Source organism: Methylocystis sp. SC2 (assembly GCF_000304315.1).
Classification (GTDB): Bacteria; Pseudomonadota; Alphaproteobacteria; order Rhizobiales; family Beijerinckiaceae; genus Methylocystis.
In genome coordinates, this window is sequence record NC_018485.1 from 3,484,068 (window position 1) to 3,501,740 (window position 17,673).

Annotated in this window: 20 protein-coding genes; 9 read left to right on the top strand and 11 right to left on the bottom strand. The window is 65.2% G+C overall.

All coding sequences use genetic code 11. The features are described 5' to 3' along the window. Positions 1-35: 35 nt before the first annotated feature. The 4 genes from BN69_RS16860 to BN69_RS16875 are packed head-to-tail and all read right to left on the bottom strand — an operon-like array spanning position 36 to position 2,388. Positions 36-644, bottom strand: coding sequence for a TPM domain-containing protein (locus BN69_RS16860; protein ID WP_014892858.1), 609 nt, complete (start codon positions 642-644; stop codon positions 36-38). Beyond that, positions 644-1,429: a TPM domain-containing protein gene (locus BN69_RS16865; RefSeq protein ID WP_014892859.1), complete on the bottom strand. Its 786-nt coding sequence runs from the start codon at positions 1,427-1,429 to the stop codon at positions 644-646. Before BN69_RS16865 ends, BN69_RS16860 begins: the two co-directional genes overlap by 1 nt. A 2-nt stretch (positions 1,430-1,431) precedes the next feature. After that, positions 1,432-1,863 (bottom strand): transcriptional repressor, encoded by a 432-nt coding sequence (locus tag BN69_RS16870; protein ID WP_014892860.1) that lies wholly within the window; start codon positions 1,861-1,863, stop codon positions 1,432-1,434. Positions 1,864-1,902: 39 nt separating this feature from the next. Then, positions 1,903-2,388 (bottom strand): hypothetical protein, encoded by a 486-nt coding sequence (locus BN69_RS16875; RefSeq protein WP_014892861.1) that lies wholly within the window; start codon positions 2,386-2,388, stop codon positions 1,903-1,905. Between the two features lie 103 nt (positions 2,389-2,491). Between BN69_RS16875 and BN69_RS16880 the strand changes: the two genes are divergently transcribed. The 4 genes from BN69_RS16880 (at position 2,492) to BN69_RS16895 (ending at position 8,285) form a co-directional block, all read left to right on the top strand. Next, on the top strand, positions 2,492-3,730 hold the full coding sequence (locus BN69_RS16880; RefSeq protein ID WP_014892862.1) for an argininosuccinate synthase: 1,239 nt from the start codon (positions 2,492-2,494) through the stop codon (positions 3,728-3,730). 164 nt (positions 3,731-3,894) lie between these two features. Next, positions 3,895-4,989 (top strand): lysine-2,3-aminomutase-like protein, encoded by a 1,095-nt coding sequence (locus BN69_RS16885; protein WP_014892863.1) that lies wholly within the window; start codon positions 3,895-3,897, stop codon positions 4,987-4,989. Positions 4,990-5,044: 55 nt separating this feature from the next. Beyond that, the gene (locus tag BN69_RS16890) at positions 5,045-7,720 is read left to right on the top strand and encodes a DUF3772 domain-containing protein (RefSeq protein WP_014892864.1); all 2,676 of its coding nucleotides are present in this window, start codon (positions 5,045-5,047) and stop codon (positions 7,718-7,720) included. Positions 7,721-7,760: 40 nt separating this feature from the next. Beyond that, positions 7,761-8,285: a CAP domain-containing protein gene (locus BN69_RS16895; RefSeq protein WP_014892865.1), complete on the top strand. Its 525-nt coding sequence runs from the start codon at positions 7,761-7,763 to the stop codon at positions 8,283-8,285. Positions 8,286-8,287: 2 nt separating this feature from the next. Here BN69_RS16895 and BN69_RS16900 read toward each other — a convergent pair whose 3' ends face one another. Further along, positions 8,288-8,497 (bottom strand): hypothetical protein, encoded by a 210-nt coding sequence (locus BN69_RS16900; protein WP_014892866.1) that lies wholly within the window; start codon positions 8,495-8,497, stop codon positions 8,288-8,290. Positions 8,498-8,661: 164 nt separating this feature from the next. Between BN69_RS16900 and BN69_RS16905 the strand changes: the two genes are divergently transcribed. Then, positions 8,662-9,711: a DUF2336 domain-containing protein gene (locus BN69_RS16905; RefSeq protein ID WP_148277159.1), complete on the top strand. Its 1,050-nt coding sequence runs from the start codon at positions 8,662-8,664 to the stop codon at positions 9,709-9,711. Positions 9,712-9,817: 106 nt separating this feature from the next. Here BN69_RS16905 and BN69_RS16910 read toward each other — a convergent pair whose 3' ends face one another. The 5 genes from BN69_RS16910 to BN69_RS19520 all read right to left on the bottom strand — a co-directional run bounded on the left by BN69_RS16910 (position 9,818) and on the right by BN69_RS19520 (position 13,450). Continuing rightward, positions 9,818-10,159, bottom strand: coding sequence for a DUF1491 family protein (locus tag BN69_RS16910; protein WP_014892868.1), 342 nt, complete (start codon positions 10,157-10,159; stop codon positions 9,818-9,820). A gap of 47 nt (positions 10,160-10,206) precedes the next feature. Beyond that, on the bottom strand, positions 10,207-10,980 hold the full coding sequence (locus BN69_RS16915; RefSeq protein WP_014892869.1) for a peptidoglycan-binding domain-containing protein: 774 nt from the start codon (positions 10,978-10,980) through the stop codon (positions 10,207-10,209). Further along, entirely contained in the window at positions 10,973-12,817 is a 1,845-nt protein-coding gene (locus tag BN69_RS16920; RefSeq protein WP_244434986.1) for a sensor histidine kinase, read from the bottom strand. The genes BN69_RS16915 and BN69_RS16920 overlap by 8 nt, the downstream gene beginning before the upstream one ends. Positions 12,818-12,870: 53 nt before the next feature. Next, the gene (locus BN69_RS19515) at positions 12,871-13,068 is read right to left on the bottom strand and encodes a hypothetical protein (protein ID WP_158491327.1); all 198 of its coding nucleotides are present in this window, start codon (positions 13,066-13,068) and stop codon (positions 12,871-12,873) included. Positions 13,069-13,144: 76 nt separating this feature from the next. After that, positions 13,145-13,450 (bottom strand): hypothetical protein, encoded by a 306-nt coding sequence (locus BN69_RS19520; RefSeq protein ID WP_158491328.1) that lies wholly within the window; start codon positions 13,448-13,450, stop codon positions 13,145-13,147. Between the two features lie 64 nt (positions 13,451-13,514). On the opposite strand from BN69_RS19520, the gene BN69_RS16930 reads away from it, so the two are divergent. The 4 genes from BN69_RS16930 (at position 13,515) to BN69_RS16945 (ending at position 16,674) form a co-directional block, all read left to right on the top strand. Further along, complete coding sequence (locus tag BN69_RS16930; RefSeq protein WP_014892872.1) at positions 13,515-14,108, top strand: hypothetical protein; 594 nt, start codon at positions 13,515-13,517, stop codon at positions 14,106-14,108. Positions 14,109-14,218: 110 nt separating this feature from the next. Next, entirely contained in the window at positions 14,219-16,024 is a 1,806-nt protein-coding gene (gene lepA / locus BN69_RS16935) for a translation elongation factor 4 (protein ID WP_014892873.1), read from the top strand. A gap of 144 nt (positions 16,025-16,168) precedes the next feature. Then, positions 16,169-16,423 carry a type II toxin-antitoxin system Phd/YefM family antitoxin gene (locus tag BN69_RS16940; RefSeq protein WP_014892874.1) on the top strand — a complete coding sequence of 85 codons (255 nt, stop codon included), beginning with the start codon at positions 16,169-16,171 and terminating at the stop codon, positions 16,421-16,423. Further along, positions 16,420-16,674, top strand: coding sequence for a Txe/YoeB family addiction module toxin (locus tag BN69_RS16945; protein ID WP_014892875.1), 255 nt, complete (start codon positions 16,420-16,422; stop codon positions 16,672-16,674). Before BN69_RS16940 ends, BN69_RS16945 begins: the two co-directional genes overlap by 4 nt. Positions 16,675-16,678: 4 nt before the next feature. Here BN69_RS16945 and BN69_RS16950 read toward each other — a convergent pair whose 3' ends face one another. Further along, positions 16,679-17,581, bottom strand: a complete 903-nt coding sequence (locus tag BN69_RS16950) for a DMT family transporter (RefSeq protein WP_014892876.1) — start codon at positions 17,579-17,581, stop codon at positions 16,679-16,681. Positions 17,582-17,673 lie beyond the last annotated feature (92 nt).

Genomic DNA, 17,673 nt, shown 5'->3' on the forward strand with positions numbered 1-17,673 from the left:
CGTCGGGAATGATAACGTCGATAGGGCAGGCGCATTTAAATCACATAAATCTTGTCCGGCAGTTCGTCGCCCTGCGCGCCAGGGGGCGCATGTTTCGCCAAGAGTCGCGCGCATTCCCCGATCGCCGAGACAAAACCGTCCGCCGCTCTCTCGCGCCGTATGTCTTTCAGCAGCAGATCCAGCGCGCCTTGCCATTCGTCATTGCTGATCTTTGCGGCGATGGCCTCGTCGGCGACGATGCGCGCGTAACGCTCCGCGAAAGAGACGAATATGAGCACGCCGGTGCGCGCCTTGGTCGCCGAAACGCCGCGCGAGAAAAACTGCTCAATCGCCTCGCGCGCGGCGCGGGCGCGCTTGACGGCGCGCGGCGTCAGGAAAAAGCGCGCCGGTCCCCATGAAACGACGAGCGTCGCGACGATAAAGATGGCGATCTGAGCGGCAAAAATCTCACGAGGCGAAAGTTCGGTGAACAGCAGCATGGGCCATGGCGACGCCAGCGCGACAAATGCGCCCCAGAGCGGCGGCACGTAAGCGTAGTCGGAGGAACGGCGCGCCAGCACGCAGACGATCTCGCCGGAGGTTTTGTCCTCGGCCCGACGAATAGCCTCGGCGATGCGTTCGAAGTCGTCCGCCGTGAGCCGCATCACCAATCCCCCGAAGCGCCGCCGCCGCCGGACGAGCCGCCGCCGCCCGAAAATCCGCCGCCGTCGCCGAAACCGCCTCCCCCTCGCCAGCCGCCGCTGGAATTATCCCCCCAGAAGCCGCCGCTCGGGGGCAAGATGACGGTCGGCGATCCGCCGCGCCTGTAACCCCGGTCGTAGCGTCGCCGGCCGCGCGCGCTGCGCGCCATCCAGACCACGATGAATAGAAACAGGGCGAAAAAAATGAGGGGGGAAAGCTCATCGAAGCTCGTGGTTTGCGGCCCCCGCGCGCGTTTCGTCCATTCGGCGGAATCGCCAGAGAGCACCTCGATGATCCCCTCGACGCCGCGTTCGATCCCCGCGCCGTAGTCTCGCGCCTTGAATCGCGGCGCCACCGCGCTCGTCAAAATGATCTTCGACAGCGCGTCGGTGAGCGTTCCTTCCAGGCCGTAGCCGACCTCGATGCGCATTTTGCGTTCGTTCGGGGCGACCAGAAACAGAACGCCATTGTTCTTTTTCGCCTCGCCAAGCTTCCAGGCGCGAAACAGGCCATTGGCGTAGGTTTCGACGTCCAGGCCGTCCAGCGAATTGACCGAGGCGACGACGAGCTGAATGCCGGATTTGTCCTCGAGCTCCCTCAGCTTTGCCTCGATCGCGCTCTTCGTCGAGGGCGCGATGATATCAGCTTGATCGACAACTCGACCGGTCAGCGGCGGATAATTCGCCGCAAAGGCCAGCGAGGCGATGAAAACGAGGAGCGGCGCGAGCCAGCGCGCGGCGCCCCGCATCGCTATTTGCCTTCGCATCGGGCGCAGCGCCCGGCGATTTCGACGACGCGGGTGCGGGCGCTGAAATTGGCCGCCCCGATAAGCGCCGTAAGTTCGCGGGCGAAGCCTGGCGACGTCGCCTCTTTCACCTCGCCGCATTCCTCGCAAATAATGAAAACGACCGGCTCCTCGGCCTCATGCGCGTGGCCGCAGACGATATAGGCGTTTTTCGACGCAAGCCGGTGCGCAAGGCCGTTGTCCATAAGATAGCCGAGCGCGCGATAGACGGACACGGGCGCGGGGCGCTTGCCCTCTTCGTCGGCCATGAGATCGATCATCTCATAGGCGCCGACCGGCCGGTTCGCTTGCGTGAGAATGTCCAGCGCCCGGCGGCGCGCGGGGGTCAGGCCGGCGACCTTGGGCTGAGGGGGATTTTTCGTCGAACGGCTGCTCATTGCGCCAATTTAGGGGGCTCCGACGTAAAAAACGAGGCTTCAGCGCTTGGCGCAGGCCGCGGCGAATTTCTTGAATTTCTCCGTCGCGTCGGCGAGGGGCGCCGTGCGCTTCGCCCCGCCGACGGCGATGCCGAGCGTTTCCCCGCCGGCCATCGCCGCGAAGATCGGGTCTTTCGCCGGCAGGCGCCCTTCGAAGCTCGGCACGCCGGCTTCTTCATTGGGGACGAGCTTGCCGGCGACCTTCGCCGTCTTTTCGCCGACGGAGAGGATCGCCGTCGCCTTGTCGCCGGCTTTAAGCTTGTCGCTGGTTTCGGCGATCCAGATTTTGACCAAGCCGCTCCCGGGCGCGCAGGTGAAGCTTCCCAGGCTGTCGTCGGACTCCGGCACGCCATAGCCAAGATAGATGCTGTCGGCGTTTTTCTCCTCCAGTCCGCCGAGCGTCCAGACGCGCTGGTCGGTCTGCGCGCAGAGACCCGACAGCCCCAGGAAAGAAAGGACGCCCGCCAGGGCGAATGTTCGCTTCACGCCGTTTCTCCTGCGCGGACATGGGCCGAGTCGCGCCGCCTTGCGCTCGGGCCCGCGGCGCCTATAGTCCGCGCGCAATCGCCCCCGCCGAGCCAGAGCCAAAATGACCCGCCAGAAAAAAGAAATCAAACGCGTCGTCCTCGCCTATTCCGGAGGGCTCGACACCTCGATCATTCTGAAATGGCTCCAGACGACCTATGGCGCGGAAGTCATCACCTTCACCGCCGATCTCGGCCAGGGCGAGGAGCTCGAGCCTGCGCGCGCCAAGGCGCTGCTTCTGGGCGTGAAGCCGGAAAACATCTTCATCGAGGATTTGCGCGAGGAATTCGTGCGCGATTACGTCTTCCCGATGTTTCGCGCCAACGCGCAATATGAGGGGCTTTATCTCCTCGGCACGTCGATCGCGCGCCCGCTCATCGCCAAGAAGCAGATCGAGATTGCCCGCAAGCTCGGCGCCGACGCCGTTTGCCATGGCTCGACCGGCAAGGGCAACGATCAAGTCCGTTACGAACTCGCTTATTATGCGCTCGAGCCCGACATCCATGTGATCGCGCCCTGGCGCGAATGGGAGTTCGCCTCGCGCGGCGATCTCATCGCTTTCGCCGAAAAGAACCAGATACCCATCGCCAAGGACAAGCGCGGCGAAGCGCCGTTCTCCACCGACGCCAATCTTCTGCACACCTCTTCGGAAGGCAAGGTGCTCGAAGACCCAAGTCAGGAGACGCCGGATTACGTCTATTCGCGGACCGGCGATCCCGAAGATGCGCCCAATGAAGCGCAATATGTCACCGTCGACTTCGAAAAGGGCGACGCCGTCGCCGTTGACGGCGTCAAGCTTTCGCCGGCGGCGCTTCTCGCCAAGCTCAACGAGCTGGGGCGGCTCCACGGCATCGGGCGATTGGATCTCGTCGAAAATCGCTTCGTCGGCATGAAGTCGCGCGGCATGTATGAGACGCCCGGCGGCGCCATTCTGCTCGTCGCGCACCGCGGCATCGAAAGCCTGACGCTCGACCGCGGCGCCGCGCATCTCAAAGACGAGCTGATGCCGCGCTACGCCGAACTGATCTATAACGGCTTCTGGTTCGCGCCGGAGCGCGAGATGCTGCAGGCCGCGATCGACAAGAGCCAGGAGCATGTCACGGGCCGGGTCCGCCTCAAGCTCTACAAGGGCTCGGCGACGCTGGTCGGGCGTGAAAGCCCCTGGTCGCTCTACGATCAGGACCTCGTCACTTTCGAAGAAGGCGGAACCTACGACCAGCGCGACGCGGAAGGCTTCATCAAGCTCAACGCCCTGCGGCTGCGCACGCTGGCCAAGCGCGCCGCGCGCGGGGCGAAGCAATAACCGCGCGATCATTTTTTCGCGAAACGCCTGACGCCTCCCTCTCCCGCGCAGCGGGGGAGGGTAAGGGAGGGGAATAAATTCGAGCCGCGCGTAAACCGCATCGCCCCCTCTCCAACTCTCCCCCGCTTTGCGAGAGAGCGCGCGATTGCGCGGCGGAGAAACGCTTGCCGCCGGATCAAGACGCAGCTGCGCCACCTCGGGCGCCCTCGCGCACGCTTACCTCGCTTGCCGATTTGGTTGACTGGCGCCTCTTAAATGAGGTTAACGGCCTCGACGACGTCGCCAAGCGCTACAGCATCGCGATGACGCCGGACGTCGCAGCGCTGATCGACCGCGACGATCCCGATGATCCGATAGCGCGGCAATTTATCCCCGATCTCCGCGAAGCCCAGACGACGGCGCAGGAACTTGCCGATCCGATCGGCGACGACGCGCATTCGCCGCTGCCTGGCCTCGTGCATCGCTATCCCGACCGCGTGCTCTTGAAGTTGCTGTCGGTCTGTCCCGTTTACTGCCGTTTTTGTTTTCGGCGCGAGACGGTGGGGCGCGGCAAGGGCGATCTGCTGCCCGAGCGAGACGTCGTCGCGGCGCTCGATTATGTCGCGCGGCGACCGCAGATTTTTGAAGTGATCCTCACCGGCGGCGATCCCCTGATGCTGTCGGCGCGTCGGCTGGAGTCCGTGTCGCGCCGCCTCGCCGAGATCCCGCATGTGCGGCTGTTGCGCGTCCATACGCGCGCGCCGACGGTCGCGCCCGATCTTGTCACGCGCGATCGCCTCGCGGCGCTGCGCGCAAGCGGCAAGACGCTTTTCGTCGCCCTGCATGTCAATCATGCGCGCGAATTGACCGAACCGGCGCGCGCGGCGATCGCCCAGTTGCGCGCGGCCGGCGCCGTCCTTCTCTCCCAGACCGTGCTGCTCAAGGGCGTCAACGACAGCGGCGACGTGTTGGAGCGGCTGATGCGCGATTTGGCGGGTTTGGGCGTTCGGCCTTATTATCTGCACCATCCAGACCTCGCGCCGGGAACCGCGCATTTTCGACTCAGCCTGGCGGCGGGCAGGCGAATCTATGCGGATCTGTCGCGACGCGTGACCAGCGTTGCGCTGCCGGCCTATGTGCTCGACATCCCCGGCGGGTTCGGCAAGGCGCGGGTCGCCGAGGGCGCCGCCGAACCGGACGGGCAGGGAGGCTGGACCGTGGTCGATCGGAACGGCGACAAGCGGTCCTACCGCGACGAACTCGAACCGCCGCAAGATTGACCTTTCGCCCGCGTGCTCGAAACCGATTTCGGCTCGCTCCACCCAAGGACCGCCTGTGCGCATACTGACGCTCCTGATCGCCATCCTGATTGCGACGCTCGCCCCTGCGGGACCGCGCGCCGACGAAGCCCCTGGCTCGATCGAACAGTTCAACACGCGTCTCGATCGCGCGCGCGCCACGCTGGACGAGGTGCAGAAGGCGCTTGAGCAGCCCGAGCTTTCCGACGCCATGCTGCGCAGTCTGCGCGCGCGTATCGAACCCCTGCCGCACGAACTGGAGGAAACGATCGAAAAGCTGACGCCGCGCCTCGCCGCCATCGATGCGCGGTTGAAGGAGCTTGCGCCCGCCGCCGCAAAACCTCAGGAGCCGCCAAAAGAAGCCCCTAAAGCGCCCGAGAAGCCGGCGGAGTCGAAGCCGATCGGCAAACCCGGTGTAAAGAACGGCGTCGAGAAGCCGCCGCCGGCGAGAGGGCCGCCGGTCCCGGCGCCCGAAGCGACGCCGAACGGGCCCGAATCCGCCGACGCGGCCGCGCGCGTCAGCGCTGACGCCGAACTCCAAGAGCAGCGTCGCCTTTACGACGCGGTGGACGCGACGCTGAAACGGGCGCGCGCCATATTGCTCGAGACGCGGCAGGTCGCCGTGACGATCGTCGCGCGCCAGCGCGGGCTCTTCGCGAAGAATCTCTTTCTGCGCACGAATGGTCTATTCTCGCCTTCGCTGTGGCGCGCCGCGCTCGACGGCGCGCCCGCCGCGATCAGCGATTCAGCGAGCTTTCTTTCCGACCGAACGGCGAATGTCGTCGATCGCGTCAACAATGGCCGACGCGCGCAGTTTTTCGCCGTAATCTTTCTGATCGCAGCGAGCGTCGCCTTGGCGCTCTTCATGGCGCGACGGGTCGCCCGGCGTTCGGAAAACGAGTCCGCTCCGACGACTTTGCGCAGGGCCGCCGCCGCCGGCTGGACGGCGCTCGTCCTGGCGGCCACGCCGGTTGCGGCGGTCGGCGCGTTAAGCCTCGCCTTCGACGCTTATGATCTCATCGACGCAGCGCTCGAACCGATCTGGCGACGCTTTGTCGAGGGCGTGGCGCGCATCGCCTTCGCCTACGCCATCGCGCGCGCGGTTCTGGCGCCCTCGCATCCGAACTGGCGGCTAATTGATCCCGGCGATCGGCTCGCGAAACGTCTCACGCAACTCGTCACGCTGGCGGCGCTCACGCTTTCCGCGGCGCGCTTCCTGGAACAGTTGGAAGAGTCCGTGCAGGGCGGGCTTCCTCTCGTGATCGTGACGCGCGGCCTCGGCGTTATGATCGTCGCGGCGCTCATCGCCATCGCCCTCTTCAGTCTGCCAAGCCGAGTCGACGTCGAAGAGGGCGCCGCCGTCGCCACCCCCGAAGGCCGCGACTGGATGAGCGCCGCGCGCTTCTTCGGCGCTCTTATCGTGCTCGTGCTCGTCGGGGCGTGCGCGGCCGGCTACGTCACTTTCGCCAATTTCGTCATTCTGCAGATCGGCTGGACGGCGGCGGTCCTGGCCATTTTGTATGTGGTCGTCACCCTTTCGCGCGGCGGCATCGAAGCGGCGCTTGCGCCGACGAGCCTCCTCGGTCGCAAAATGATCAGCGGTCTTGGCGTGCGCCGTGAGCAGCTCGCGCCGCTCGCCGTGCTCCTGTCCGGCATTGTCACGCTGCTCTGTTTCCTCGCCGCGGCGTTGGTGGCGCTCGCGCCGCTCGGCTATGAGTCGGGCGATTTCCTGGGCAATATTCGCTCGGCGTTTGTTTCCTTCAAGATCGGCGACGTCACGATCTCTCCTTCGGGGGCGCTCGTGGCGATGCTGCTCTTCGCCGCGGCGCTTGGCGCAACGCAGGGACTGCGGCGCTGGCTCGACACGCGTTTTCTGCCGCTCACCCGGCTCGATCTCGGTCTGCGCAACTCCATCAGCGCGACGCTCGGCTACGCCGGCTTCATTGTCGCGGCGGCGCTCGCACTGTCCTATGTCGGGCTCGGTTTCGAAAAACTCGCGATCGTCGCCGGCGCCCTCTCGGTCGGCATCGGCTTTGGCCTGCAATCGATCGTCAACAATTTCGTCTCCGGCCTCATCCTGCTCTGGGAGCGCGCCATTCGCGTCGGCGATTGGGTCGTGGTCGGCGACGAGCAGGGCTATGTGAAACGCATCAATGTCCGCTCCACTGAGATCGAGACTTTCGATCGCGCGACGATGATCGTGCCGAATTCGAATCTCGTCGCGGGCGTGGTGAAGAACTGGCTGCGCGGCGACAAGGTCGGCCGCATCAAGATCGCCATTTCGCCGCACGCCGGCGTCGATCCGGAAAGAATGCGCGACATTCTTCTTGCGGCGGCGCGCGCGCAGGAAGGCGTTTTGCGGATACCCGCGCCGCAGGTGATGTTCCTCGGCATGGAGGCGAACAGTTTTAAATTCGAGCTTTGGTGCTACGTCGAAGACGTCGAGCAGTCCGCGCGCGTGCGCAGCGACCTGCACTTCGACCTCTATGAGCGCCTCAAGGACGCCGGAATCTCGATCGGTCCTATTGCTGCGCCGCCGCCGCCGACGATCGTCAACATTCCCGAACTCGACAAGCTGGCCGCAGCGGCCGCCGCGAGCGCGCTGGCGATCGAAGCCAATCTGTTGAGCGTCAAGAGCGAAGATGAGCAAACCGAACGGTCCGAGGCCTCGAAAGAGGAGGCCGCGACGTCGGAAGATGCGCAAGCGAAGTAATTCCTCGTCGTTCACTGTTTCTCAAAGATTGAGGCGCGAGATGCGCTGGATGTTTCCGTCGCCTCTTCCTCGCGTCGCCATTCTCCTGGCGTTCGCCGCGCTTGCCGGCTGCAACGCCGCGCCCGAGCCGGCGAGCCCAGCGACGGGGCCGGAACCGCCGATGTATCGCTCTCTGGCGGCGGCCGGCGCGCGCGTCGATGCCGCGACGGCGCGCGACATGATCTCGCTTTATCGACGCAACAGCGGGCTCGGCGCTCTGACGCTGGATGACGGGCTGCAGCGCGTCGCCGAGGCGCAGGCGCGGGACATGGCGCAGAGCGGGGATCTTGCGGCGCGCGGCGAACTCGGGGACCGCCTCGCGGGCGCGGGCGTTCAAACGCCGGCCGCCGTGGAGAATGTATCGGCGGGCTATCGCACGCTGGCGGAGGCTTTTTCAGGCTGGCGCGATTCCGCGCCGCATAATGCGCGCATGCTGGATAAGCGGGTGAAGCGGATGGGCATCGCGACGGCATACGCGGCCGGGGCGAAATATAAGGTCTATTGGGCGCTCGTTCTTGCCGACTGAGCTCAGGCGCGAACCCGGCGCCTGCGCCTGCCGCCGCCCGGCGGCGCGCCGCATGATTCCGGAGCGGGCTTCGCTGCTTCATTGACGAGAGCGTCGTCCGCCCGCACATAGCGCACGCCGAGAAAGAACAGGATCTGTGCGTCGCGCCGCTGCGCGTCGTCGCGTATCGACGCCCCCCTCGTGCGCGGCTGGAAGGCGATGACCTTCCCCATGGCGATTTCTCCGAGCTCGTTCCGCCGACGATGAATCAGTCGTCCCTGACGATTAGGAATTGGCGAGGGTTAATGCTCCGTCAACGACCGGATGCTAAATTTTCTGCGAGTTGCGTATGGGTTCGAGTGGTGAAGCGATGGGCGCCGATAGGGAACAGCGTCGGATGGTCGACGCGTCGCTGCTTCGAGCGGTCGTCGATCAGTTTGTCGAGCGATCGATGCATCCGACGGCCGATCTCCGGCAGTTCGAACAGCTCGCGCTCGGGCTCATCGACATTGTCGATGCAGATACGGTCGCCCGCGTGGCGCTGCCGCTCTGCTTTCATCCCGAAACGCCCGCCTCGATTTTCGCGCGTCTTTTCGACAAGGGCGGCGCTGCGGCCGCGCTCGCCTTTCAATTCGCGCCTAAGCTCGCGCAGCGTGACATGATCGTCACCGCCGAGCAGGGGCCGGCGCAATTCGCGGCGGCCATCGCCCGTCGACGCGACCTCGATCGGGAAACAATGCTGGCGCTTGCGTCGCGTCCAGAGGGCGAGGTGCTTCGCGCGCTCGCCGGCAATCTCGCCGCGCATTTTGATTCAGCGTCCAGGCGCGCGCTGGTCGTGGCGGCGCGCGATGATCTGACGCTCGCGCGCATGTTGCTCGATCGCGACGATCTGGACCTCGATCCAGAACCGCTTTTCCTTGCGGCGAACCGGCTCGAGCGCACGGCCATCGTGCTCAACGCCTGTCGCCAGATATTGGCGAGCGGCGCGACCGAAGCGCCGCTTCGCGCCGACGGCGCTTTCGTCGATAAACTGGAAGCCGCGGCGCAACGCCATGATCGCAAGGCGATGGCCACGCTGCTCTCCGAGGCGCTCGAGTGCCGAAAGGATCGGGCGCGCGCGCTCGTCGTCGATCATCTCGGGGAGGCGCTCGCTCTGGCGCTCAACGCGATCGGCGTCCCGCTCGAATCGGCGACGCGCATCTTTCTTTGCGCCGAACCTGGCGTCGCCCATGACATCGAGGTGGTGCGCGCGTTGCTTGGCGTGATGCGCTCGACGCCGCAGCGGGCGGCGGCGCGCATCGTGGGCGCAATCACCGGCGCGACGCGATCGGAGCGTGAGAATTCTCGCCGCACGGCGCGAGAAGATCCGGGCGCGCTGACGCGCCGCCGCGCGGCGCCGCAGCAGTCATTGGCGCGGCCATCGCGCAAATTCGATCAATCCGCTTAGAGCGCTGCCCGATCGCATGGACTGATGTGATCGATAAGAAATCTCTCAACTCAATATGTTGGAGCCGGCTCATCGAAAAAGTCCGTCAATTTTTCTGGGACCTGCGCTAAGCCGCGAGCTCGACGAACACGCGGCCGTCGGGATCCTCGATCTCGACGATCCAAAGGTCAGGGTCGAACATGATCTCGCGCTTGAGCCTCTGCTCGGCCTCGGCCGGATCGAGCCAGTCGCCCGCATGGACGCGCGCGAACAGCCGATCGACTCCCTCCGGTGGCTCTTCGGTCTGCGGGGCGGGGCCATAGACCGCGGCGCGCCCGTCAAGCCGATCAAGCTTGACAAAAATCGCGCCGGCCTCGGCGGCGCCCCGCCGGCGCAGCATGGCGACCGCGCCTTGCACCTCAGCCCGGCGGATCAGCGCGGAGACGAATATGTCGGACCTCAGTCGCATGAGCCCAAACTAGCGCTTGAGCGGCATGATTGTCGAACGCGCGCGACTCAAGGGAGCGGGAGGCGGGAGCGCGCCGCGAGCTGCTGCAGCAATTTCGGCGTGATCCGGCCTTTGACCGGAAGGCCGGCGTCGCCCTCGAACTTCTCCAAGGCGTGGCGCGTCGCGGCGCTGAGAACGCCGTCGGAGCGCACCACATAGCCGAGCTTCAGGAGCGCGCGCTGCGCATAAAGAACGTTTTTGTCGACAGGCGCAGTCTTGTCGGCGGTGGGCGCCTTGTCCGCCTTGTCGGCTTTGTCGGCCTTGTTGGGTTTGTCGGCGCTCGCCTTCACAGGCGGCGGATCGCCGACGATCAGCAGGCCGATCGCGTCCCGCTTCTTGTCGACGGCGTGCGGCGGCTCCGCTTTCGCCGGCGCGCTCTTGCCCCAATCGGGGCTTTTGGCGACGTCAAGCTTTTCGATCTTGTTGGCGATGGGGTCTTTCGGCGTGGCGTGCGCGGCGACAGTCGCGTCTCGCTCGATTCGTGCGGATTCAGTCACGACCGGTCGTCGCACGGGCGGCGTCGGCGCGCCCGGGACCGCGTTGGAATGCTGAGACGAGAAGAGCGGCGCCGGATGTCGTCCGTCCTGGAGGAACAGCGCGTTCATGGGCACGCCGATCGCGGCCACGGCGGCGATGCCGAGGATAAGCATGACGCCGATCCGCTTCGCGCCGAACACGCGCGCAAGGACTGAGCGACGACCATTGCGCCGTCCCTCGCGCGGCGGGGCGCGATCGGCGGGGGAAGCCTGAAAGCGAGAGGCGTAGAGCGAAGCGTCACGCAATTTTCTTCACCGTTGCTGGATCGACGCCGACGCCGACGGCCGCGCTTGGCGGCGCGCCAAGTCGCGCGATCGTTGCGATTCTTGCCGGAGCGCCGGTAGCGCCGCTGTCACGGCAGTCGAGCGGCAGGCGCACGGAAACCGTCGTGCCGGCCTGCGGTCCGCTTTCGATGGCGATCGAGCCCCCGTGCAGACCCACGAGTCCGCGCACCACGGAAAGTCCGAGGCCCGTCCCCTCATGTCCGCGTTCAAGCGAGGCGCGCGCCTGAAAGAAGGGATCGCCGAGCCGCGCTAGATCGACTGCGTCGATGCCAGCCCCATCGTCGGCGACTGCGACGACGACGTGATTTCCTTCTGCCTGAAGCAACAGCCTGACCGTGCCGCCGCGCGGCGTGAATTTCACTGCGTTTGAGAGCAGGTTGATCAGGATCTGCCTGCAGCCGCGTTTGTCGGCGACGATCTCGCCAGGGGCTTCGTCATATTCGCGCGCGAGCGTCACGCCCGACTGTTCGGCCATCAGCTGCATCATGTCGCAGCACTGATCGGCGAGCGCCCGCAGAGCGAAGGACTCAGCGGCTAGTTGCATGGCGCCGGATTCGATCTTGGACATGTCCAGGATGGAGTTGACGATCTCGAGCAGATGGTGGCCGGAGTCGCTGATGATCGACGCATATTCCCGCTGTTTGGCGGGTTCGGAAGGCGCAATCTCGTCGGTCGCCAACATTTGGGAGAAGCCGATGATGGCGTTGAGCGGCGTGCGCAGCTCGTGGCTGACATTGGCGAGCAGGCGCACGTTGCTGGTTGCGGCGCGCTCGGCCGCCGCGTGAGCCGCCGCAAGCGCAATATCGGCTTCGAGCGTGGCGTTTACGTCTCGCAGGGCGCAGAGGACGGCCTCCGTCGCGCCTTCCTCGCCGTTTGATCGAGCGCGGCGCACGCGCGCCTCGAAGGCGTTGAAAACGGGCGCGACGAATTCACTGGCGGCATTGCTCGCGACGCCGACCTGAACGCGAACGGCTGCGGTCGTCGCCGCCTCGCCGTCGACGGCGTCGGAGACCGCCTTGAGAAAGCTCGGCCGGTCGGCGACGTGAACGCGCTGGAAGAATTCGCGGCCGATCAGATCGCGGTTGAGATCAAAGACGTGGCGCCCATCGCCCAGCACCGCGTTGACGACGCCGGCGCGATCGAGGTGCAGCAGGATGTCGCCAACGGCGCCCGTCAGGAGCATGAGGTCGCGGTCGCTGCGCGCTTCGGCGCGGGCGCGCGCCTGCTCGATCCGGACGGCGCCGAAGACGAGAGCGGCGACATAGAAAAACAGCGGCGCGCCGAGAAGCATGGTCGTCGTCGCATGTTCCGTCAGCAGTTCGCGCGGGCCCCGCAGATTGAGACCGGCGGTCAGCGCAAGGGCGGCGATGGCGACCACTTCGATCACGATGACCGCGCCGACGTCGGGCGTCAGGGCGGCCTCTATGAGCGCAACGAGCAGCAGCGCGACTGAAAAGGCGTCGTCGCCCGGCGTCAGCGCGTGGATGGCCGTCGCCATCGCGAGCCAGCCGCCGATCGAGAGGCTCCGCGCGATGCGCAAATCTCCGGTGCGCGACAACACGATCACGGAGGCGAGCGGGATCTGCGCAAGCAGGAAAAGGACGCAGTCGCTTGTCGTCGGCGCGCCATGGAAGAGGAGGAACAGCGGCGCCGAGAGCAGGACGCAGGCGGCGACGACGAGCCGAGCAATGATGAACGCCCGATGACGCGCCGCTTCCACCGGTCGTCCGGCGACCCGCTCATGCAATGCGGCGTCCACGCAAGACCGGTCGTGGCTGTCGTCGGCGATGCTACTCAAAGGCGTACGCTCCCTATCGGCCATAGCGATAGCAGGGCGTCCTTAAGCAGCCGCTAAGCCGATGCGAAAGCTTCACCCGTCGCTCGGCGACGCATCGACATGGTTTGCATTTTATTGCCGTAACTCTCAGGCAAAGAATCGATGGCGCGTTTACGAAGGCTCAACCCGGCGGCGACATCACTTACAAAGAAAATCGCCTTTCCCTGATGGAGATGAGCGTTGGTTTTTCTCGTCAAATGCGCGATTTGCATTCTCCTCGTCTGCGTCGCTCTGCAATGGCGCGCCGATCGCGCGCCAGTTGCGCCGAAAAGCGCAGCGGTCCGCGCTTCAGCGCCGCAGCACGCGGCTGGCCTCGTACAGGACGCTGTCGACAAAGCCTCCGCGCTGATTCGCGCCGGCGGCGACGCGATTGCCGGCGCCGCGCGCGATAAATGTCTGGCGGCGCCGCGCGACTGCCTCTCGGCGGCGCAGCGCGTGCAGTCCGCCGCCGGTCGCGCGCAATAACGGCCAATCCACGATGGTTGAGTGTGCAATAGCCGCGCTGCTGCGCCGGTTTTGCAGAATCAGATTTTTGACACTAAACATGTTCGCGCTTGGCGCGCGATTTTGAGGCCGAACCGCCACCGAGGCCATTCCGTTTTTGCTCGCGCGACCCGTTCGCACATCGCGAGCCATCCTCTCCCTAAAGGAGGCGGCCATGTCCGAAGAAACTTCATCGCAACCCGAAGATACGGTTTCCCGCTCCGAACTGACCAATCTGCAGGAGCAGCTCAAGGCGACGCGCATGGAGCGCGACCGGCAGATTTTCGAGAAGTCCGAGATCGTCGCGAAGGCGAACGCCTACGCCAAGGAGCGCGACGATGTTCGCGACAGCCTGGCGGCCATGACCGCGGAGCGCGACCGCCTCGCCGCGGAGAACGCCGGGGCGGCGACGAAAGCGCTTGAGACCTCGCGGCAGCTGGACGCCGCCAATCGCCGCGCCGAAGAGGCTGCGGCGGAGGTCGCGCGGCTGCGCCACGCGATCGCCACCGCGCCGTCGTCCGACCCCGCCGTGGTGCTGTGGAGCTTCGTCTCGGAAAAGACCAGGGATGGCGTCGCCTGGGTAAGGGGCAAGTTCCCTGCCGACAGCCCGGCTTTGCCCTGGTTCGACAAGACGGTCTCGCTCGTGACCCAGGTCGGCTGCATGGCCGTGAAGGCGACGGACGCCTTCATCCGCTGGGCCGTGCCCAAGGCCATCGAGCTTTTCAACAAGGGCAAGGCGGAGCTCGAGGCGCGGATGGAGAAGAAATAGCCTTTAAGCAGGCTCGGGCGCGCTCCCTGGCGCGCCCTGCGTTCGAAATGGCGCTGGGCGCGGGCTGACGCGCCCTTTCATTCCTCGGCGGGCGCTGCTATCCCCCGCACATGACCGCCCATAAGATCGAAAACATCCGCAATTTCTCGATTGTCGCGCATATCGACCACGGCAAATCGACCCTGGCCGACAGGCTGATTCAGGAGACAGGGACGCTCGCCGCCCGCGATATGGTCGAGCAGGTGCTCGACTCGATGGATATCGAGCGCGAGCGCGGGATCACCATCAAGGCGCAGACGGTGCGCCTCAACTACAAGGCCAAGGACGGCAAGGATTACGTCCTCAATCTGATGGACACGCCCGGGCATGTCGATTTCGCCTATGAGGTGTCCCGCTCATTGAAGGCCTGCGAAGGCTCGCTGCTGGTCGTCGACGCCTCCCAGGGCGTCGAAGCGCAGACGCTCGCCAATGTCTATCAGGCCATCGACGCCGGCCATGAGATCGTTCCCGTCCTGAATAAGATCGATCTGCCGGCCGCCGAGCCCGATCGGATCAAGGAGCAGATCGAGGAGGTCATCGGGCTCGACGCCTCGGGCGCGGTGCTCATTTCGGCCAAGACCGGCATCGGCATTCCCGACGTGCTCGAGGCGATCGTCACGCGCCTGCCGCCGCCAAATGGCGACGAGACGGCCCCTTTGAAGGCGCTGCTCGTCGACAGCTGGTACGACGCCTATCTCGGCGTCGTCGTGCTGGTGCGAATCTTCGATGGAACCCTGAAGAAGGGCCAGAAGATCAAGATGATGGCGGCCGACGCCCATTACGAAGTGGATAAGATCGGCGTCTTTCGTCCCAAGATGCAGGATGTCGCCGCGCTCGGACCCGGCGAGGTCGGCTTCATCACCGCGCAGATCAAGCAGGTCGCCGATACGCGCGTCGGCGACACGATCACCGACGACAAGAAGCCGACCGCCGAGGCGCTGCCGGGTTTCAAGCCGGCGCAGCCCGTGGTGTTCTGCGGCCTCTTTCCGGTGGACGCCGCCGATTTCGAGGATTTGCGCGCGGCGATCGGCAAGCTGCGTCTCAATGACGCGAGCTTCTCCTATGAGATGGAGACGTCCGCCGCGCTCGGCTTCGGGTTCCGCTGCGGCTTTCTCGGGCTGCTCCATCTCGAAATCATTCAGGAGCGGCTGCAGCGGGAATTCGATCTCGATCTCATCGCGACGGCGCCGTCGGTCATCTACAAAATCACGCTGACGAATGGCGACGAGATCGAGCTGCACAATCCCGCCGACATGCCGGATGTGGTGAAGATCGAGGAGATCAAGGAGCCTTGGATCCGGGCGACGATTTTGACGCCCGACGACTATCTCGGCTCGGTGCTGAAACTCTGTCAGGACCGGCGCGGGGTGCAGGTCGATCTCAACTATGTCGGTAAGCGCGCCATGGCGGTCTATGACCTGCCGCTCAACGAGGTGGTGTTCGATTTCTATGACCGGCTGAAATCGATCTCGAAGGGCTACGCGTCTTTCGACTATCAGATCACCGATTATCGCGCCGGCGATCTCGTCAAGATGAGCATTCTCGTCAACAGCGAGCCGGTCGACGCGCTCTCCATGCTGGTGCATCGCACCCGCGCCGACGGACGCGGCCGGCAGATGTGCGAGAAACTCAAGGAGCTCATCCCGCCGCATATGTTCCAGGTGCCGATTCAGGCGGCGATCGGCGGCAAGATAATCGCCCGCGAAACGGTGCGCGCCTTCCGCAAGGACGTCACCGCGAAATGCTATGGCGGCGACGTGACCCGCAAGCGCAAGCTCCTGGAGAAGCAGAAGGAAGGCAAGAAGAAGATGCGCCAGTTCGGCCGCGTGGAGATTCCGCAGGAGGCGTTCATCGCGGCGCTGAAAATGGAGGAGTAGGGGGTTCCCCGAAGCTCCGGCGCGTCATGCCCGCGCATACGCGAGCATGACGTGTCCTGGCGCAACGTCTCGGAATGATGGCCGGGACAAGCCCGGCTATCATGACATTCTTGCACGCGTACGCAATTGCGTACATACTAAGCCATGCGCACAACCTCTTACAGCGATCTCCGCAAGAATCTCGCCGCCACGCTCGATCGCGTCACGGAAGACCATGAGCCGGTCGTCATCACCCGCGACAAAGGCAAGCCGGCTGCCGTGCTGATCTCGCTCGAAGACTTCGCCTCCTATGAAGAGACGAGCTATCTGCTGCAGAGTCCGCGCAATGCAGAGCGCTTGCGCGCCGCCATCCAGGAGCTCGACGCGGGGCGTGGAAATGAGCGCAAGCTCGTTGAATGAAGCTCGTCTTCTCCGAACAGGCTTGGGCCGATTATCTCTATTGGCAGGGCCAAGATAAAAAGACGCTCGAACGCATCAATACGCTCATCAAAGAATGCGCCCGTACGCCCTTTGAGGGCCTTGGCAAGCCGGAACCCTTACGTGGCGATTTACGCGGCTGGTGGTCGCGCCGCATCGATCGCGAGCATCGCCTCGTTTATCGCGTCGAAGACGGCGCCTTGCTGATTGCTCAGTGCCGCTACCATTACTGACGGCTCACTCCCGCGCCAGCGCGATCATCACTGCGCCAAGCAGCATCACCGCCGCGCCGAGCAATCTGCCGCTCGACTCCTCCTTCAGCACGCGTCCGCTCGCGAGCACGGTAAAGAGCGCCGACAGCCGCTTGATGGCGATGACGTAAGGGGTGAACAGCACGGTGAGCGCCCACATCTGCAGTGTGTTGCCAAAGGCCATCGCCGAACCCGCGCCGATCGCGTAGCGCAGCGCAGACAGGCTTGGCGCGGGCCGGCGCCCGGCAAGCCAGTAGAGCAGGGCGCACAGCGAAATGACGATCGTCACCGCCGCGATCCAGATCAGCGGCGTCGACGCCCTGACGCCGAGCTTGTCGATATTGGCGGTGACGCTCCAGATCACCGCGGTGCCGATCATCATCCGCGCGCCCTTGTCGCGCGCAAAGACATGGAAGTTGAAGCGGCGCCCGTTCGCCCGATCGGCGTCGAGCAGGCCGACGCCGAGCACGGTGAACAGCACGCCGAAGATCCCCATCGGCGGGGCGTGCTCGCCGGTCATGATCGGCGAGGTGAACAGCATCAGCACGGGCGTGAGCAACACGAGCGGCGCCACCAGCGACGCGTCGGACAATCTGAAGGCGCGGATGTACAGCACATAGGCGACGACGTTGAGCGCGCCCGACCAGACGAGCAGCGTCCAGAATCCGGGCCTGGTCAGCGACGCGAGAGTCTCGCGCGGCGCGACGAGAAGCCCCGGATAGAGGACGAAGCAAGCCACGATCAGCAGCAGCGCGCCGGCGACCCATTGCGCGGCGAGGATCGCGCGATCGTCCGCCGTTCGCGTCGCCGCCTTGGTGCCGAGATCGGTGACCGACTGGCAGATGGCGGTGACGAGCGAGGCGAAGAGAGCGAGAAGCGCGAGGTCCATGGCGCGCTATAGCGCATTGACGGCTAGGGTGGGAACGGGCCGCGGAGGCTCCTGTGCCATTCCCGACGCGCGAAGCGCGATCGGAAATCCAG

What these genes read in the sequence shown, in the direction of transcription:
- BN69_RS16900 (WP_014892866.1), bottom strand. Translation starts at nt 8,497, where the DNA reads ATGGGGAAGGTCATCGCCTTCCAGCCGCGCACGAGGGGGGCGTCGATA.
- BN69_RS16870 (WP_014892860.1), bottom strand. Translation starts at nt 1,863, where the DNA reads ATGAGCAGCCGTTCGACGAAAAATCCCCCTCAGCCCAAGGTCGCCGGC.
- BN69_RS19520 (WP_158491328.1), bottom strand. Translation starts at nt 13,450, where the DNA reads ATGGCCTCGGTGGCGGTTCGGCCTCAAAATCGCGCGCCAAGCGCGAAC.
- BN69_RS16905 (WP_148277159.1), top strand. Translation starts at nt 8,662, where the DNA reads ATGGTCGACGCGTCGCTGCTTCGAGCGGTCGTCGATCAGTTTGTCGAG.
- BN69_RS16930 (WP_014892872.1), top strand. Translation starts at nt 13,515, where the DNA reads ATGTCCGAAGAAACTTCATCGCAACCCGAAGATACGGTTTCCCGCTCC.
- BN69_RS16910 (WP_014892868.1), bottom strand. Translation starts at nt 10,159, where the DNA reads ATGCGACTGAGGTCCGACATATTCGTCTCCGCGCTGATCCGCCGGGCT.
- BN69_RS16880 (WP_014892862.1), top strand. Translation starts at nt 2,492, where the DNA reads ATGACCCGCCAGAAAAAAGAAATCAAACGCGTCGTCCTCGCCTATTCC.
- BN69_RS16865 (WP_014892859.1), bottom strand. Translation starts at nt 1,429, where the DNA reads ATGCGGGGCGCCGCGCGCTGGCTCGCGCCGCTCCTCGTTTTCATCGCC.
- BN69_RS16860 (WP_014892858.1), bottom strand. Translation starts at nt 644, where the DNA reads ATGCGGCTCACGGCGGACGACTTCGAACGCATCGCCGAGGCTATTCGT.
- BN69_RS16945 (WP_014892875.1), top strand. Translation starts at nt 16,420, where the DNA reads ATGAAGCTCGTCTTCTCCGAACAGGCTTGGGCCGATTATCTCTATTGG.
- BN69_RS16950 (WP_014892876.1), bottom strand. Translation starts at nt 17,581, where the DNA reads ATGGACCTCGCGCTTCTCGCTCTCTTCGCCTCGCTCGTCACCGCCATC.
- BN69_RS16940 (WP_014892874.1), top strand. Translation starts at nt 16,169, where the DNA reads ATGCGCACAACCTCTTACAGCGATCTCCGCAAGAATCTCGCCGCCACG.
- BN69_RS19515 (WP_158491327.1), bottom strand. Translation starts at nt 13,068, where the DNA reads ATGCAAATCGCGCATTTGACGAGAAAAACCAACGCTCATCTCCATCAG.
- BN69_RS16895 (WP_014892865.1), top strand. Translation starts at nt 7,761, where the DNA reads ATGCGCTGGATGTTTCCGTCGCCTCTTCCTCGCGTCGCCATTCTCCTG.
- lepA (WP_014892873.1), top strand. Translation starts at nt 14,219, where the DNA reads ATGACCGCCCATAAGATCGAAAACATCCGCAATTTCTCGATTGTCGCG.